This is a genomic window from Brevibacillus borstelensis, from assembly GCF_036700025.1.
GTDB classification, from domain to species: domain Bacteria; phylum Bacillota; class Bacilli; order Brevibacillales; family Brevibacillaceae; genus Brevibacillus; species Brevibacillus borstelensis.
In genome coordinates, this window is sequence record NZ_CP144922.1 from 2,384,959 (window position 1) to 2,400,932 (window position 15,974).

The 15,974-nt window shown below is 49.5% G+C and carries 14 protein-coding genes and 2 pseudogenes; 14 read left to right on the forward strand and 2 right to left on the reverse strand.

From position 1 onward, the window contains the following. The first annotated feature begins 153 nt into the window (after positions 1–153). From V5G20_RS11130 to V5G20_RS11160, 7 genes and pseudogenes are all read left to right on the forward strand, one after another. Positions 154–558: a DUF350 domain-containing protein gene (locus tag V5G20_RS11130; protein ID WP_003386219.1), complete on the forward strand. Its 405-nt coding sequence runs from the start codon at positions 154–156 to the stop codon at positions 556–558. A gap of 26 nt (positions 559–584) precedes the next feature. Continuing rightward, positions 585–1,091: a DUF4178 domain-containing protein gene (locus V5G20_RS11135; RefSeq protein ID WP_122958261.1), complete on the forward strand. Its 507-nt coding sequence runs from the start codon at positions 585–587 to the stop codon at positions 1,089–1,091. Positions 1,092–1,103: 12 nt separating this feature from the next. Beyond that, positions 1,104–1,892 (forward strand): DUF4247 domain-containing protein, encoded by a 789-nt coding sequence (locus V5G20_RS11140; protein WP_003386217.1) that lies wholly within the window; start codon positions 1,104–1,106, stop codon positions 1,890–1,892. Positions 1,893–2,029: 137 nt separating this feature from the next. Continuing rightward, positions 2,030–3,475 carry an IS1182 family transposase gene (locus tag V5G20_RS11145; protein ID WP_024985259.1) on the forward strand — a complete coding sequence of 482 codons (1,446 nt, stop codon included), beginning with the start codon at positions 2,030–2,032 and terminating at the stop codon, positions 3,473–3,475. 291 nt (positions 3,476–3,766) lie between these two features. Then, positions 3,767–3,997: a spore coat associated protein CotJA gene (locus tag V5G20_RS11150; RefSeq protein WP_003386215.1), complete on the forward strand. Its 231-nt coding sequence runs from the start codon at positions 3,767–3,769 to the stop codon at positions 3,995–3,997. Next, positions 3,994–4,263, forward strand: coding sequence for a spore coat protein CotJB (locus tag V5G20_RS11155; RefSeq protein ID WP_003386213.1), 270 nt, complete (start codon positions 3,994–3,996; stop codon positions 4,261–4,263). The genes V5G20_RS11150 and V5G20_RS11155 overlap by 4 nt, the downstream gene beginning before the upstream one ends. Positions 4,264–4,284: 21 nt before the next feature. Next, a pseudogene (locus tag V5G20_RS11160) lies at positions 4,285–4,485 on the forward strand (manganese catalase family protein); the annotation flags it as partial. Positions 4,486–4,490: 5 nt separating this feature from the next. On the opposite strand, the gene V5G20_RS11165 reads toward V5G20_RS11160, so the two are convergent. After that, positions 4,491–6,098, reverse strand: coding sequence for a recombinase family protein (locus V5G20_RS11165; RefSeq protein ID WP_338463407.1), 1,608 nt, complete (start codon positions 6,096–6,098; stop codon positions 4,491–4,493). 284 nt (positions 6,099–6,382) lie between these two features. Here V5G20_RS11165 and V5G20_RS11170 point away from each other — a divergent pair, with 284 nt between their 5' ends. Then, positions 6,383–6,559, forward strand: coding sequence for a hypothetical protein (locus V5G20_RS11170; RefSeq protein WP_157211768.1), 177 nt, complete (start codon positions 6,383–6,385; stop codon positions 6,557–6,559). A gap of 217 nt (positions 6,560–6,776) precedes the next feature. Here V5G20_RS11170 and V5G20_RS11175 read toward each other — a convergent pair whose 3' ends face one another. Continuing rightward, on the reverse strand, positions 6,777–7,976 hold the full coding sequence (locus V5G20_RS11175; protein WP_338463408.1) for a multidrug effflux MFS transporter: 1,200 nt from the start codon (positions 7,974–7,976) through the stop codon (positions 6,777–6,779). Positions 7,977–8,267: 291 nt separating this feature from the next. On the opposite strand from V5G20_RS11175, the gene V5G20_RS11180 reads away from it, so the two are divergent. The 6 genes and pseudogenes from V5G20_RS11180 to ltrA all read left to right on the forward strand — a co-directional run bounded on the left by V5G20_RS11180 (position 8,268) and on the right by ltrA (position 15,961). Further along, positions 8,268–8,432: a hypothetical protein gene (locus V5G20_RS11180; protein ID WP_157211767.1), complete on the forward strand. Its 165-nt coding sequence runs from the start codon at positions 8,268–8,270 to the stop codon at positions 8,430–8,432. 747 nt (positions 8,433–9,179) lie between these two features. Continuing rightward, positions 9,180–9,563, forward strand: a pseudogene (locus V5G20_RS11185) (manganese catalase family protein); the annotation flags it as partial. A gap of 356 nt (positions 9,564–9,919) precedes the next feature. Further along, complete coding sequence (locus tag V5G20_RS11190) at positions 9,920–10,366, forward strand: DUF4912 domain-containing protein (RefSeq protein ID WP_024982951.1); 447 nt, start codon at positions 9,920–9,922, stop codon at positions 10,364–10,366. 126 nt (positions 10,367–10,492) lie between these two features. Next, positions 10,493–12,523, forward strand: a complete 2,031-nt coding sequence (locus V5G20_RS11195; RefSeq protein ID WP_338463409.1) for a sugar phosphate nucleotidyltransferase — start codon at positions 10,493–10,495, stop codon at positions 12,521–12,523. Between the two features lie 146 nt (positions 12,524–12,669). Further along, positions 12,670–14,082: a phosphoglucomutase/phosphomannomutase family protein gene (locus tag V5G20_RS11200; RefSeq protein ID WP_031932974.1), complete on the forward strand. Its 1,413-nt coding sequence runs from the start codon at positions 12,670–12,672 to the stop codon at positions 14,080–14,082. Between the two features lie 613 nt (positions 14,083–14,695). Next, on the forward strand, positions 14,696–15,961 hold the full coding sequence (gene ltrA / locus V5G20_RS11205) for a group II intron reverse transcriptase/maturase (RefSeq protein ID WP_024985202.1): 1,266 nt from the start codon (positions 14,696–14,698) through the stop codon (positions 15,959–15,961). Positions 15,962–15,974: the final 13 nt, after the last annotated feature.

Genomic DNA, 15,974 nt, shown 5'->3' on the forward strand with positions numbered 1-15,974 from the left:
ACAACTATTGAAGCCCGTGTCCCCTTGGGCACTGCGTTCAGCCAAGGCTTGGCAAAGCCGGCTTTCTATCAGCAGAGACGGTTGGAGCCGAGGGAAAGACGAAGGCACGGGATTTTCCGGATTGAATGAACTTGATGCGTGGGGGGATTGTCAGTGGCCTGGAGAGAAATTCTCGCCATGCTCGTTTGGACGGGAGCAGGGGCTATCTTGTTGTTTGTGCTCATGTGGATAGATTCCTTGTTTACCAGATACAAAGATTTGACGGAAATGAAAAAAGGCAATGTGGCCGTCACGACGAGATTTGTGATGAAGCTGTTTGCACAGGGATACATTCTGTCGCAGTCGATTGCGACATCCAATGACCTGTGGGAAGCGCTGCTCGTCTCGGTGGTATCTTTTATCATCTTGTTCATTTTGGAATTTGTGGTGGAAAGGCTGTTAAAAACGTTTACAGGCCTGGATCTGGATGAAGGCACCCAGCAGGGAATGGTAGCGTATGCGCTCCTGGCCGGGTCCTTTCATGTCGTTGGAGCATTGATTTTGGGGGCCTGTCTGTAAATGGTTAGATTGAGAGGGGTTCACCAATGAGTGTATGGAAGAGAATCCAAAACATCTTTGCCAAGCATGAGCCTCCTCATGAGGAAGAGAGCTTGCTTGCGATCGGACCGGGAGATGTCATCGAAGTCTCGCTGGAGACCTATCAAGTGACGGGCAAGACCCGCAATCTCAACCGGAACGCTGTGATGCTCACTTTGCAGGATGGCAATCGAGTGCGCTACTTTTTGATTGAAGAGCGGGAGCGGACGGTTTATCAGCTATATGACGTCATTGACGGGCGGCTGGATTCAGTGGATGAAATCCCGAGCACGATTAAATTGGACGATGCCACCTACCATCTGGAGGAGCAATTTTCCGGAAAGGTGACGGCGACGGGAAGCACAGCGTTCCAATCCTCGGGGGAGCAGCATATTTGGCAGTTCCAATCAGATGACCGGCGGCTGCTCAGAATCGAGTGGCAAGACGGACGCATTATGCTGTATGAAGGGGAGAGCATCCTGCCGGCCGACGTGCAGATTATTCGCGGGACGTAAAGGGGGAGAGACATGCGACAGGCACTGTATAAAGCGATCAAGCTCATCCTGGTCCCGGCCCTGTTGCTGCTTGCCTTGTCAGGGTGCAACACCCAATCAGTAGGTGAAACCTATCCGCTGGAATCTGTGATTTCCAAAGACGGAAGCCAGACCTCCCGCGTTTACCGCGCTGAAAATAAAACGGTGCCGGAAGTGGCCAAGGAGTTGTCCGCGCAAAGAGAGCCGGACGAAATCTCCAAAGAGGACGAGAAACACATGTTTCTGGTCTACTCGGATGAATGGTATCATTTGCAGCAGGATGAGGCCAAGCCTTCAGATACGCTCATCGAAGTGGACAGCAAGGAATTTGTTCGACAAAACTACAATCCGTCCTTCCTCGAAGGGTACATCCTTGCAAGCATCCTGAGTGATCTGTTCGATGGCCACAAAAGCTATCCGGGTACGTACCGGGGCTACACGACCAAGGAAGTGTACAAACCGTCAGGGACGTACCGTACACCTACTGCAGAAGAGATAAAGAAGGCTCCGCCGATCACAACGCAGGGAACCGGCAGCATCATCAAACGGGGAGCGAAAGGAAAAGATACGACCGTCGGCTCCGAGGGCAGCATCACCAAGAAGCCGGTGGATACGTCTTCAGGCTCGAGCAAGAAAGGAAAAATTACCCGAACCTCAAGCAAGGGCAGCAGCATTTCTGACAGCAGCTCCAGCAAGAAGTCGTCGATCTTTTCCACGCCCCGAAGCAAATCGCCGCCGCGTACGAAGGTAGGGGGCTACGGACGAATAACCAAGAGAAGATAATCCGTATGAGAAAGATCCGCTTTCAGAAGCGGGTCTCAGCCTGTAGACAAAGTTCCGTAAGGAACAGGGTCTGCAGGCTTTTTTGTTGAATATAGAACATGTTACGTTTTCAAAAGTTATTTTTTAGAGGTGGCATTATGCTTAATAAGCAAGAGGCCGAAGGGCGTTATCAGATATCTGCATTCTCGCTAGATGAGTTGGTGCCAGAAGATCATCTCGTAAGAAAAATTGAAAATGCAATCGACTTTTCGTTCATCTATGACTTGGTGGAAAGCCTCTACTGTCATGACAATGGCAGACCCAGTGTTGACCCTGTAGTCTTAGTTAAAATTGCTTTCATCCAATATATTTTTGGAATTCGTTCCATGCGACAAACGATTAAAGAGATCGAAACCAATGTTGCCTATCGGTGGTTTATTGGCTATGATTTCAGTCAGCCCATTCCCCATTTCACGACCCTAGGCAAGAACTATGTTCGCCGTTTTCGGGATACTCAACTCTTCGAGTCGATCTTCCTTCGAATATTGGAGGAGGCGGTTCATCATGGATTCGTGAAGCCTGATGTGCTTTTCATTGATGCTACGCATGTAAAAGCCAGTGCGAATAAGCATAAATACGTGAAAGAAATCGTTGAAGAACAAGCGAAGAAATATCAAGAGCTGCTGGACGAAGAAATCAATCAGGATCGTATTGCACATGGAAAGAAGCCCCTTGAAAAAAAGACAGAAACTTCGAAGAAGGAGGTGAAAGTCAGCACAACTGACCCGGATTGCGGATTGTTTGTAAAAGGGGAAAAGGAACGTGTATTTGCTTATAGTTTTCATACAGCATGTGATCGAAATGGATTTGTGCTTGGTGCCAAGGTAACGCCAGGCAATGTGCATGACAGTCAGGTTTTTGAGGATGTTTTGAATCAAGTGCGAAAGACGTTTGCACAGCCTCAAGCTGTGGCAGTGGACTCGGGATACAAGACGCCTTACATCAGTAAAACACTCCTTGATGACCAGATTCGCCCCGTTATGCCCTACACAAGACCACGCACCAAAGAAGGTTTTTTTAAAAAGCACGAATATGTGTATGATGAATATTTCGACTGCTACATCTGCCCGAACGAGCAAATCTTAACATATGAGACAACAAACAAGGATGGGTACCGTATCTATCGATCAAATTCTCAAGTTTGCCGAAGTTGTCCGTTCTTGAAACAATGCACGGAAAGTAAAGACTACACAAAGAGAGTGAGTCGCCACATCTGGGCTGATTACCTCGAAGAGGTAGACCACCTCCGGCATACCGAGGAAAACAAACAAATCTATAGCAAACGGAAAGAAACGATTGAACGTGTATTCGCTGATATGAAGGAAAAGCATGGCATGCGTTGGACGACCTTACGAGGACTGGAGAAGGTCACGATGCAGGCGATGCTTGTTTTCGCTGCCATGAACTTGAAAAAAATGGCGACCTGGCTATGGAAATCAGGTCGCCAAAAGGTGAACGATCAAAACACCTTCGGTATTTTCATCAAATTATTAAACAAACTCCCTCTGCTGTTCGTTCAGCGAGGGAGTTTGTCTGCAACCTGAGATCCGCTTTCAGAAGCGGGTCTTTTTTGTTTGTACATACATGCAGGATTTCCAATCGTAATCGCATGCATTTTTTCATCATCAATAACTGACGGAGAGGAACAGACATTTCTTCTCCTAAAGCTGAGAGGCGGAGAATTGGACGCATTGACCTGTGACCGGAACGATTGTCATACGCAAATAGACGATTTTTATTTACGCGAATCGGGCGATTGCCCAACACCGGGCATGGGTAATTGTCATAGAGTGGTAGTGGTTAGTCAAAGACCTATCCCCAAGGAGGTTCCAGCATTGTACTCCCAGTACCGAGTCTATTATCCGTATGTCAGCCCGTTTGATCCTTGCCCTCCGCAACGAGTGAAGACATATGTGGTTCCGCCGCAGCTATTTATTCACTTCCAACCTCCCAATTTGCCGCAGTTTTCACCTCGTGAGGCGCTATTCCACGGCACACTGTGGCCAGAGCTGTACAGCCCTTATGAAGGACGCGGCGACAGGAGCGAAGGGAGGAGAAAAAAATGAATGAACCAAAGCCTGTTGACGAGCGATACTACCAACTATTGCATCAACTGCAGGCACTCGATTTCGTCTTGGTCGAATTGACGCTCTATCTCGATACACATAGCAATGACGCTGACGCGCTGCAGCAGTTCAACCAAATATCCGAGGAGCGCTGGAAGGTTGCTTGTGAATTTGAAGCAAGCTACGGACCGCTGCTGCAATTTGGTCTCAGTTTTTCTGGTTACCCGTGGCAGTGGAACGACACGCCTTGGCCCTGGCAGGTATAAAGACGAGGAGGAGAACACATCGTGTGGGTGTATGAAAAGAAACTGCAATATCCTGTCCGCGTGAGCAAATGCGATCCGCGTATGGCAAAATTCCTGCTTGAGCAGTACGGGGGCGCGGATGGTGAACTGGCTGCGGCTCTCCGCTATCTGAACCAGCGGTACTCGATTCCTGACAAGGTCATCGGCCTATTGACAGATATCGGGACGGAAGAATCGGTACATGACAGTTATCGATGAGAAGGAGAATCTCTTCTTTTTGGAAGCTTCGGATACAGTACGAGCGTAAATTGATTGACCGCTTCTGGATTCCACCGGCCGCCTTTCTCCTTCCGATAGGTTGCCTGCTCGACCACAGATTTTAACAGAGCGTTTTTCTTGGCAGGATCATCAGTCTTGTGATATGCCTCCAGCACATGTTCAACCTGTGGAATCGTCTCCGTCCTCGCTGCAATCCGTTTTTGTTCTAACTCCATTTCTTGTTCGGTCTGCGAAATCGCTTGTCGCGTGTCATTGATCTGTTTGGCAAGAGATTGCGACCGCTCTTTGTATATGTCAATGGAATACACCTTTAGCTCAAGCAGATTGTGGACTTCGTTTTTTTGGGCTTCCAATGCGGTTAATTTTTTTCGCAATGATTTTAACATTTCCTCGTGAGCTTTCCATTTCATCTGATCGTTTCGATTCGGTTTCGGCTGCTTTTCTTTCCATTGTGCTTTGTAAGATTTGAGCCATTCCTGAAGCGACCGCAGGAGACGATCTTCAACAACATGAAAATATGAGCTGACATTGACGCAATCTTGTGCAGGGCAAATCATGGCAGCCGGATTTTTTTCACCGTAGGGACGCAAGACCATGGGGCCGCCGCACATATCGCAGCGGATCAAACCGGCGAGGGGATTGCTTATTTTTCCTTTTGGCAGTGGCGTGTGCCTGTTTTCTTCCATGATCGTTTGCGCAAGAGCAAAAGTATCTTCATCGATCAACGGCGTGTGCATCCCTTTGGCTTCGACCCACTGATCCCGAGGCTTTCTCGGCCGGCTTTTTCCATCACGTCGTTTCACCTGCGGACGAGCTCCCCATCGTACCCGGCCGATATAGACAGGGTTACGGAGCAATCCATTTATCGTCGCTACCGTCCACCTGCTATTTCGGGCTGTCGGTACTCCCATCGCATTCAACTTTCTGGCCAAGCGGGCAGTGCCCATTCGTCTTTCCGGATTGGGGTCGGTGTACAGAGAAAAGATCAATTGTACGATCGGCGCTTGCTCAGGATGTGGCTCCAGCGTCCAGCCCTTGCCCGGGAGCTTTACCCGCTGATAGCCATAAGGCGGAGTGTTTCCGACATAACGCCCGTCTCTCACGCCATCGACCCGGCCGCTCTGCAGTCGTCTTGTAATCGTTTTGAACTCGCGGCGAGACATAAACAGGCCGAACTCAAAATACTCTTCGTCATCGGGGTTTTGCGGGTCATACACACGCATGGGCGTGACGATCAGGGTGTTCGAGTATTTGAACGCATTTGCCACGATTCCCTGATCCATCGTATCCCCGCGTGCCAAACGCTCTACTTCTACTACGAGTATCCCTGTCCATTGCTCGTTTTCCACATCCTCAAGCAAGCAAATCATTTCCGGGCGCTCTGAAATTCTTTCGCCGGATGTGGCTGGCTTCTCCCGATAGATTTTGTCAAGGGTGATCCCGTACCGCTTCGCCAGCTCCTGCAGGATGCGCTTGTGACGTTTATACGTATCTTCTTCGCCCCTGGCTTCTGCCTCGAGATCGACACGTGATTTTCGGAGGTAAGCAGCGTATTTCCCGATTGGAAGTGTATGCAAATGACTCACCTCTTCCAGGAAACAAGTATTGTCGACTATATAGAGGAACGTTGACCTGCTTATTGCTTAGCCTATGTTATGATTCCTTTTCAGCGATTTAGTCCTTCTTTGCATAATCGGCTAAGCAGCATACTTGGCGAAAACAGCTCTCCGGCCACTTCTAATGATTACGCATGTAGCGCTTTGTTTTGCACAAGAAATGAGCCTATCTTTGCGACTGGGCATGATCAAGGGCAGTCCCCATGGCATCAATGCATATACATCCAGCGAAGGGAGTGGGTGCTGTGGGTAAAAAACGGGAGAAACCAAACATCGTGGAGACCTACATGATTGAAGGTTCCACCATCCACATAGCCGACAACTGCATGCGAAAGGATAAGGAGGAAATCGACAGAATCATCGACGACTTCCATGCAGCAGGATGGGCGATTTTGCAAGAAGCGGAAAATAAGGTCGGCTGAGCTCCGGCTTGGTCAGGCAAGCATCAAAAGAAGAGAGGGAAACGGAAAAAAGCCGACTTTCTTTTAACAGAAAATCGGCCAATCGAAGCAGTTGCAATCATCATCTCGTGCTTTTTTCGTTTATCTGAACGGATTTAGGCGATGGAGCCACCGCCTAAATCGTTCCCCTAACGTGCGTGAAAGAAGCGGTTCAATCAGTATTCATGCCCCGCTGTGATCACAGACTGCTTTCGTTTGTATTGTGACGAACAATTATCTTTTTGCTAACCAGCGACATGAGTATCGCCATAAGAAAATAGACAGGCATCGTCACCAATGAGCCATTGTGAAGCCAGCTCATGCCACTTGTGATCAGGCTGACTACAATGTAGTAGCCCAATCCAAAAATAGCTCCGGCAGTACCGAGTACATCGCCGTAAGCAACGAGCGCCAGACTCAGGCAGTTCGGGATAGTCATGCCAATCCCCAGCAGAATGATAAAGATCGAGGCAACCATCAAAGCCAGAGAGAGAATGGACGGGCTTACCCCAAACAGTGTGAAACCCGTCAAACATATCGCTCCGAACGTCGTTACCAGGGAGCCGATCAGGATGATGTTCTCTGCGGAAAAGCTGTTCAAAAGTTTTTTCGAGAGCATCGCCCCAAATACAGAGGACAATGCTACGAAAATACCCAAAAATCCAAACAGCCCAGGTGTCATGCGGAAAAATTCAATGAAAATAAAGGGGGCTTCGGCATAGTAACTGAACAGTATGCCGTTTGTCCCCCCGATCAAAAAGGTAAAAGCCCCTATTCTACGGTCAGAAATCAGGCGCTTCCATACAGAGAGTGTGTGAATGTTTGCGGCGGCGGACACTCTTGTTTCAGGGAGAGAAGCAAAGGTCCAAATAAAAATGGCCACACTCATCCCAACAAGGGTAAAGAAAACAGCCTTAAACCCAAACAATTGATCTACCCAGCCCCCAATCAACGGTCCAATGGCCGGGGTAAAGGCAAGCGCGGCCGAAATTTGGGCAAACACGGCATGGCGTTTGGCGGCTTCAATGCTCTCCCGCAAAATGGTTTGTGTAACTACAGAACCTGTGCTGGCCCCGAAAGCTTGAGTAAATCGGCACAACAACAACCATCCGGCCGAGTCAGACAAGTAGCAGCCGAGGCTTCCCAAACCGTAAACGAATATTCCCCATAGCATGGCAGGACGCCGTCCGATGGAATCGGAAAGTCTGCCCCAGCAAAAAACACCAACGGCGAAACCGAGGAAGTAAATGCTCAGCGTCAATTGAATCATGCTGCTGCTCGCATCAAGATGATTGGCAATATCGGGTAAAGCAGGTGTATATATCGTTTCGCTGATTTGCGGGAAACCAACAAGAATGATTAACAGAAACAAAGATGGTGTTGAGATTTTTCTTTCCACAGTAATGCCCCCCTATAATATGAAAATCTCAAACAGTCAGGGGGCCAATTACGGAATAGGGGGTTTGCATTTTATCAATCTGGAAAATGAGAGCATCGTACTTTTCACCTTTACTAACTTTTTAAAGGGGGGAGTCTAATAACGAGCATCTTAGCAAAAAAGAGCTTGTCCTACAATACGGATTTATCTAACAAGCCGCAGATTTATGGATAGCAACCGGATCTGGTCTATCAACGAATGGCAATAGGCTTGATGAGAAAGAATAACTCAAAATGGCCATGGAGGGATACAATGACACCAGATGCGGTAGGAAGCTCATCCTTGCTGGATTCAGCAGACAAAGATCAAAGTGAGACAAAACAGATCATGGATGAGGTCTTGATAGAAACGAAGAAAACAGAGGAAGAGCAAGTGAGTGAGAAGAATGAATACTTGACAAACCTGCAGCAGGATTGACGCTGCCCCGTCTCCAGCTGCTTTTTTATTTTCCTGCCCGTCTTCACCAGCCAAATCATCCGAGTATGCACAGGAACATGGGGCTTCTGTTATAACTGGTTTCCTTTTCCCGAGCTTAAAACCAATTGGGCGGTAGGAAGGGGAACAACCTAGAACGCCCTCCCAATTGTTTACATACGATGGAATCGTATCCAACAGGGAGGGATAAATGTGCAGGATAGGCTGAAGTATCATTTGGAGAAAGCGAACTTATATAACTTGCTTGCGAAATATTATGAGCATATGAACCCAGAAAAGCATATTCACTATTACAAAAAACATTTTTACCATGAGCAAAAAGTTGTCCAGTATTACGAGGGGATGAAAGGGAGAAAAGAATCCTCATATTCCGGTCACAGGTGCTATAGCTGCTAGATATCCAGGGAATCAGGACCGCCTCCCTCCACCAAAAAAGAGAGAGTGTCAAAAGCCTGTGTGAATAAAGAGTTTCTTTCGAAGATACTATCCACGACGGATGTAATGGAATTGGTATTGCTTCGGGAGCAACTAGTACTGGAAGCCTCTAGACCAGAAATGAGTTGGGACTCACGGATGGACATTTATAAAAAAGTGGAACGCATTAATGAGAGAATTTATCAATTGGAAGGCTGAGGAAACTAACACCCGTTTTCAACCTGAGTTGAAGACGGGAATTTTTAAAGCCCTCCTGCAAAAAGAGGGCTCGTTCAACGACAACAGCAGTGTGCCGAAGAGTTCGCTCATCTTGAAATGATCGCGACGATGGTCTACAAACTGACGAAAGACGCTACGCCCGAGCAGCTGATAGAAAACGGGCTTGGCGATCATTACGCCAACCACGACAAGGCATTGTTTTATCAAAATGCATCCGGCGTCCCCTGGACTGCAACCTACATCCAAGCCAAGGGCGATCCCATCGCCGACCTCTACGAAGACATCGCCGCAGAGGAAAAAGCGAGAGCGACCTATCAGTGGCTGATCGATATGACCGATGACGTGGATTTGCAGGACGGTCTGAAATTCCTGCGTGAACGGGAGGTCATTCACTCGCTTCGTTTCAGGGAAGCAGTGGAAATACTGAAAGAAGAACGAGATCGGAAAAAGTTTTTCTAGCCCGGGGCCACCGCACAGGTGGGCTCTTTTCTTTTGAGTTGAAACAGCTATGTAGCCCGAGGTCACTGGAAATAGCTGCTTACGATGTAGAGATTTTCCATAAATTTTCTCCTCGTTCAAGATGCAACAATTTTAAGTGATTCCCTCCAATCAAAACGGTCAAAACGATTTTTGTACGATGATGACGAAAAAGAGCTGTTTACTCGACAAAAGAACAAGCGATATGTTTGCAGCGTTCGACAGTTTTTGTCTGCCACTTCCGCTATGATTGCAATGGTGATTGATCCGTAAACAGTCTTCGTGGGATAGGAGAGAAGAACTACATATGGGAATACGACAGAAGGGAGCGATGTACGGTGCTCATTCAACCAGTTCCAATCCATTCACAGTCGAAGTCCGATTCTCAGGAGAGCCCGTGTCCGTTTGGCCACAACAGAATCTTGACTGCTGTAAAAAGACCTGACGCCTTCTGTGTAAAGTGGGAAATAGGCGCAGCCCGGCTGCGGATGATTGCTTCCTACCTGCAGGCTGACGAACAAGAAGTAGCCCAAGGGCTTCGTGTGTACGATGCCACGAATCTGCGAATAAATGGCAAACCTCCTCATCCGATCAGAGAGATTTGCGTGCAGGCGGATACAAGGGAAACTGTTGTTGATCGCTTGCGCCCGGGTGGAACGTATCTCGTTGATTTCGGATTATTTCACGATAGACGATTTTGTCCTGTCCTGCGCTCGGAGCCAGTGACGATGCCAGCGAGGAATCAGATGTTTTGGCAAAGACTGCATGCGGGAGGCAGCCGATAGAGGACAAATTCATTTCAAGCAGTAAATCCGCCGTTTTGTTCTATTGGCCGGAAAATCGGAATAGAGTAAACGTACGCTTCTTTCCCGGGGGTTCCGGATGATTGTGCAAACAAGGAGGTACCGTGGATGAAGGCTGTAATCTTGGCGGACGGAAAGGGCGAAGAGCTCCTTCCATTGACCGTGCGTACTCCAAAAGCGATGGTACCGCTATTGAATCGCCCGTGCATGGAGTACACGGTCGAGCTCTTAAAGCAGCATGGCATTACAGATATTGCCGTTTCGCTAGAGTACCTTCCCGAGCTGGTTCGGGATTACTTTGGCGACGGTTCCCGGTTCGGCGTTGCACTTACCTATTTTGAGGAGCAGAGGCTGTCTGCAGGCGATGAAAAAAATCGGCAGAGCCTTGCGGAATTTCTGAATGATACAAGCGTCGTCATTCGCGGAGACATCTTGACCGACTGCAATCTGTCGGAAGCCATTGGCTTCCATCGGGAAAGGCGTTCGATGGCGACTCTGGTGCTGTCTGGTGACGAGTCTCGTTTACAAGGTCTCCACGTATGGACAAATCGGGAAGGCAACGTAACAGGGGTTGCGGAACAATCAGTCGAAGAAGGCAGTTTTGCCTTGGGTACGGGAATTGTGTTGATAGAGCCGGAGATTTTTTCGCTGCTTGAGGATGAAGGCGAACTAGCGGAATCGGAACAGCTTGTTCACTCGCTTTTCCAACAGGGAATCCCTCTGAGCGGTTATGTCATGAAGGCGTATTGGTCGAAAATACACTCGCTGATGGAATACAAGCAGGTTCAATGCGATCTGCTGGACGGCAAGGTGGACAGGGCTATCCCCGCCAGGCAGCTGGCTCCCGGAATTTATGTGGAGGGAGATCTTGCAATCGATGCCTCTGTGAGATTGGAAGGACCGCTCCTGATCGGAAAAGGGGTCCACCTGCAAACAGGGACATCGGTTGGGGCTTACTCTGTCATCGGGAGCCGATCTGTCGTAGCAGAAGGGTCAGCATTGACACAAACGATCCTCTGGGAAAACAGCTATATCGGGATGCAAGCGGATGTGTCGGGCAGTATCCTCGGGAGAAACACAAGCATCGGCGATTGCGTCCTGCTCGGGGAGAACACAGTCGTGGGGGATGGTTGCCGCATCGGACGCGCAGCCAGTGTCAAAGCCGGTGTGCTGATCTGGCCCCACAAAGGAATTGAGGAAGGAGCAACGGTGAACCATACGGTTATTTTCGGCAATACGCAGCCGAGGAGGTTGTTTGACAGCCAAGGCATTACGGGGATAGGGAATGTTGACATAACCCCGGAGTTTGTTTCCCGACTGGCTGCTGCCTACGCCTATCAGCTTCCGCCGGGGAGCCGAATAGCGCTTTGCGCTTGCGATCATCCATTTGCTCAATTGCTCAAGCATAGCGTCATGACCAGCCTATGTGCAGCAGGGATTGATACAATCGATTTCGGTGTCGGTATTGCGCCTCAGCTTCGCTATGGTGTACAAAGCCTTTCCTGCACCGGCGGCATCCATATCCAGATGGCAAAGCAGCATGGAGAAAAGCAGGTAACGCTTCGATTTGCGGATCAAGACGGACTGCCCATCAACCGTGAGATGCAGCAAAGCATCGAGTTGTCATGTAGACAGGAGATGTACGCTCGTTCCCTGGGGCGCTTGGGTCAGCTGCATGTGGAGCATCGCGTTTGGGATGCGTATAAACAGGCATTGTTTATGCAAGTCGATGGCGGAACAATCAAGCACAGGGGATATACAGTACTGGTTGAATGTGAATCCCGTTTTTTGCTTAGCCTTTTATATCCTTTATTCACTGAACTGGGAATGACCGCTTTGGTTGGCTCGATTGCCGACGGCGTCAGCAGCTATCAGGCGGATATGGGCGTACGGCTTCTGCAAAGCGGGGAAGCGCTCGAGCTGTTTTCCCATACGGGCGAGCGGTTGACGGAGGACCAGCTTGCCGATCTGCAAATGATCTTTAGCGAGACGAGAAGCGAGGGAACCAATGAGGCCCGTTTCCATCCGAAGCTGGATGCTGTCTACATACTCATGTGCATCGTAGATTACCTTTGCAAAAAGGAGCTTTCGCTGGCGGATTTGGTTCTTCAGAGACGGGCTGCGCTCCGTTTGCAGTGAGGCAAAAGATAGCCGGTTGTCCATGGTTATCAGGGGGAAAATCGCGGCGTAAAATGTGGGAGGAAGGAAATCTGCAGCCTTTCCATTTTAAATGGATCCATAAAGGAGACGAGAGAAATGAAGCAAGAGAGCTGAGGTGAAACAATGTGACTGCAATACGCTTTGGCACGGACGGCTGGCGAGCCATCGTAGCTGATGAGTTTACGATGGAAAATGTACGGGTCGTGGCCCAAGCCATTGCTGCTTATACGAAGGGAATCGGTCAGGAGGAGCAAGGCATTATCATCGGTCATGACACCAGGTTTTTGGGTAGACGCTTTGCACTTGCCGTTGCCGGTGTCCTGGCCGCCAATGGCATTCGGACGTATTTGGCAAACGAATCCGTCCCGACGCCTGTTGTCGCTTTTGGAGTCAAGCATTTTGCCGTCAGCGGGGCGATTATGATCACGGCCAGTCATAATCCTCCCGAATACAACGGCATCAAGTATATACCCGATTACGCGGGACCGGCAACGCCGGAGATTACCGAGAGACTGGAGGAGGAAATTCAGCGCATTCAAAACGGGGGAGAAGTGCTGTCGATCACCCCTGAGGAAGCAGTAGCCCGCAGGCTTCTTGAAGTAATTGTGCTGCGTCCCCACTACGAAGCCCATCTGCGTCGCATGATCCATTTTGACAAGATGAGGCAGGCGCATCTTCGTGTTGTGGTCGATCCCATGCACGGTGCCGGGATTGGCTATGTCAGCCGCATGCTTGCAGAAGCAGGCGTAGAAACCTGCGGGATTCGGGAAACAGCTGATCCATTTTTCGGCGGACAGCTGCCCGAGCCAAAGGATCAGCACCTTTCTTTGCTCAAGCAGGAGGTCATCAAGCAGAAAGCGGCATTGGGACTCGCCAATGACGGCGATGCGGATCGCTTTGGCGTCGTGGACCGGTTCGGCCAGTATTTGACGCCCAATGCCATCCTCGTTCTGGTCGCCTATCATCTCGTAAAAAACAGGGGGCTTCGCGGCAGAATCGTTCGGACGGTCGCTACTACTCATTTGCTCGATCGGTTGGCGGAGCGTTACGATCTGGAGCTGGTGGAGACGCCTGTCGGGTTCAAGTACATCGGTGCCCAAATGATGCGAGGCGACGTGCTGCTGGGCGGAGAGGAAAGCGGGGGTGCCAGTATTTTGGGTCACATCCCGGAAAAGGATGGCGTCCTGATCAACCTGCTCTTGGCGGAGATGTGTGCGTGGGAAAAGAAAGGCATCGACCAGACGCTGCGGGACGTGTATGACGAAATTGGCGAACTGTTCAGTACGCGTATGGACATCCGGTTGCCGGAGAAAACGCCTTGGCTGGAGCAAATCAGGACCGTTTCTCCTGCAAAAGTGGGACCTTATGCTGTCACAGGCGTGAACAGAATGGACGGGATCAAGCTCTTGCTCCAGGGAGGACACTGGGTCCTGATCCGCCCGTCCGGTACAGAGCCGCTTTTGCGGATTTATTGCGAGGCAGCGAGTGTCGGAGCGCTGAACAAGATAACGGAAGCCATCCGCGACTGGTTTTCGTAGCCAGCAACGCGTAGAATCGGCGGCCCTTTCACTTTTTCCGGTGAAAGGGCCTTTTTGGTGCGCCCAGCATGGGCGATAGCTATAGGGTGAAAGTCCCGAACGGGGGTTGGCTGTACCAACCGTTAGCTCAAGGCAAGGGTGTCGACCGCGAGGTCGAATCTGAAGGAAGCCGGCGGCAAAATCCCGACCTGAGGTACACGAACCCAATTTGAGGCTGTTGTATCCGGGCGAGTCTGCCAAACAAGACAAAGCCCCATACAGCCAAGGGATACAGTAGTAAACTTGGGCAGGTACATGGGATGAAAGTTATCGTTCTTACCTGGGGAGGTCTGCATGAAACGCCTTCAACTGTTGGTAACCGTCTCCGTAAGGAGACGCTGAACATGCAGAAGTCAGCAGAGGCCATAGTACCCGAGTAGAGGACGCTTGAATGGGGAAGGGCCGAACATCAAGTCAGCATGCGATCCATGTCTTTTGATACGGTACGTCGAAGCAGAATTCTGTCAAGGAACTACTTTTGGAAGAGCAGGGGTGAAGCCCCGAGGGTACAAAAGAGGGCTGAGTATCGTACAGCAAGCACGGAGTCCGCATGTGCGAAGGAAGGAACATCATTATGGATTTGCTGGAAAAAGTCTTATCACGGGAAAACTTACGGATGGCACTCCAACGAGTGGAGGAAAACAAAGGTGTCGGTGGAGTCGATGGTGTTTCAACCGAACAACTACGCGATTATCTACGTGAACACTGGCAAGCCATCCGCGAGAAGATGGAAAGGGGAACCTATAGACCTTCACCTGTTCGCAGAGTCGAAATCCCGAAACCTGACGGTGGTGTAAGGTTATTAGGCATTCCCACCGTGGTAGACCGCTTTATTCAGCAGGCCATCCTCCAAGTGTTAACGCCGATCTTCGACCCCACCTTCTCGGAATCTAGCTATGGGTTCCGTCCAAAACGTAGCGCTCACATGGCAGTAAGGAAAGCGCAAGCGTATATCTCCGAAGGATATCGTTTCGTGGTGGACATCGATCTAGAGAAATTCTTTGATCGCGTAAATCATGATATTCTAATGAGCCGTGTGGCTCGAAAAGTTCAGGACAAGAGAATTTTAAGACTGATTCGTTCCTACTTGAATGCGGGGATCATGATAAATGGCGTCTGTACAACATCAAGTGAAGGAACACCGCAAGGTGGGCCGTTAAGCCCACTTTTGGCAAATATCCTACTTGATGATTTGGACAAGGAACTCGAAAAGAGAGGCCACCGTTTCTGCCGCTACGCAGACGATTGTAATATCTACGTGAAAACAAAACGGGCAGGGGAACGAGTAAAGAAGAGTATTCAAAACCACTTGGAGAAGGTACTAAGGCTAAAAGTAAATGAGGAGAAAAGCGCGATAGACCGACCATGGAAACGAAAATTCTTGGGCTTTAGTTTTACCTTTGCAAAACAGACAAGGATTCGCATCCACCCCAAATCCCTCCTCAAGCTAAAAGAGAAAATCCGCACGATCACGAATCCGGTGTGGAGCATCTCGATGGAGAAGCGGATTGAAAGAATAAATCAGTACCTCATGGGCTGGATTGGATATTTCGCCCTTGCAGACGCGAAGGGCATTCTACAATCCATTGAGGAATGGACAAGGCGCAGGCTCCGTCTTTGTTTGTGGATGCAGTGGAAACGCGTGAGAACCAGATATCGAGAACTTCGTTCTCTTGGCATATCTCACGTAAAAGCCATTGAAATTGCAAATACCCGCAAGGGTGCATGGCGTACCACAAAGTCTCCGCATATACACAAAGCCCTCGGCATTGCCTACTGGCAACAACAAGGGCTGAAAAGCTTAGTGCAACGATATTCTCAAATTCGTCAAGCTTGGTGAACCGCCGTATACC

Bases quoted from the DNA above. Each gene is read 5' to 3' on its own strand.
- V5G20_RS11180 (WP_157211767.1), top strand. From the start codon at position 8,268: ATGACACCAGATGCGGTAGGAAGCTCATCCTTGCTGGATTCAGCAGAC.
- ltrA (WP_024985202.1), top strand. From the start codon at position 14,696: ATGGATTTGCTGGAAAAAGTCTTATCACGGGAAAACTTACGGATGGCA.
- V5G20_RS11155 (WP_003386213.1), top strand. From the start codon at position 3,994: ATGAATGAACCAAAGCCTGTTGACGAGCGATACTACCAACTATTGCAT.
- V5G20_RS11145 (WP_024985259.1), top strand. From the start codon at position 2,030: ATGCTTAATAAGCAAGAGGCCGAAGGGCGTTATCAGATATCTGCATTC.
- V5G20_RS11195 (WP_338463409.1), top strand. From the start codon at position 10,493: ATGAAGGCTGTAATCTTGGCGGACGGAAAGGGCGAAGAGCTCCTTCCA.
- V5G20_RS11140 (WP_003386217.1), top strand. From the start codon at position 1,104: ATGCGACAGGCACTGTATAAAGCGATCAAGCTCATCCTGGTCCCGGCC.
- V5G20_RS11135 (WP_122958261.1), top strand. From the start codon at position 585: ATGAGTGTATGGAAGAGAATCCAAAACATCTTTGCCAAGCATGAGCCT.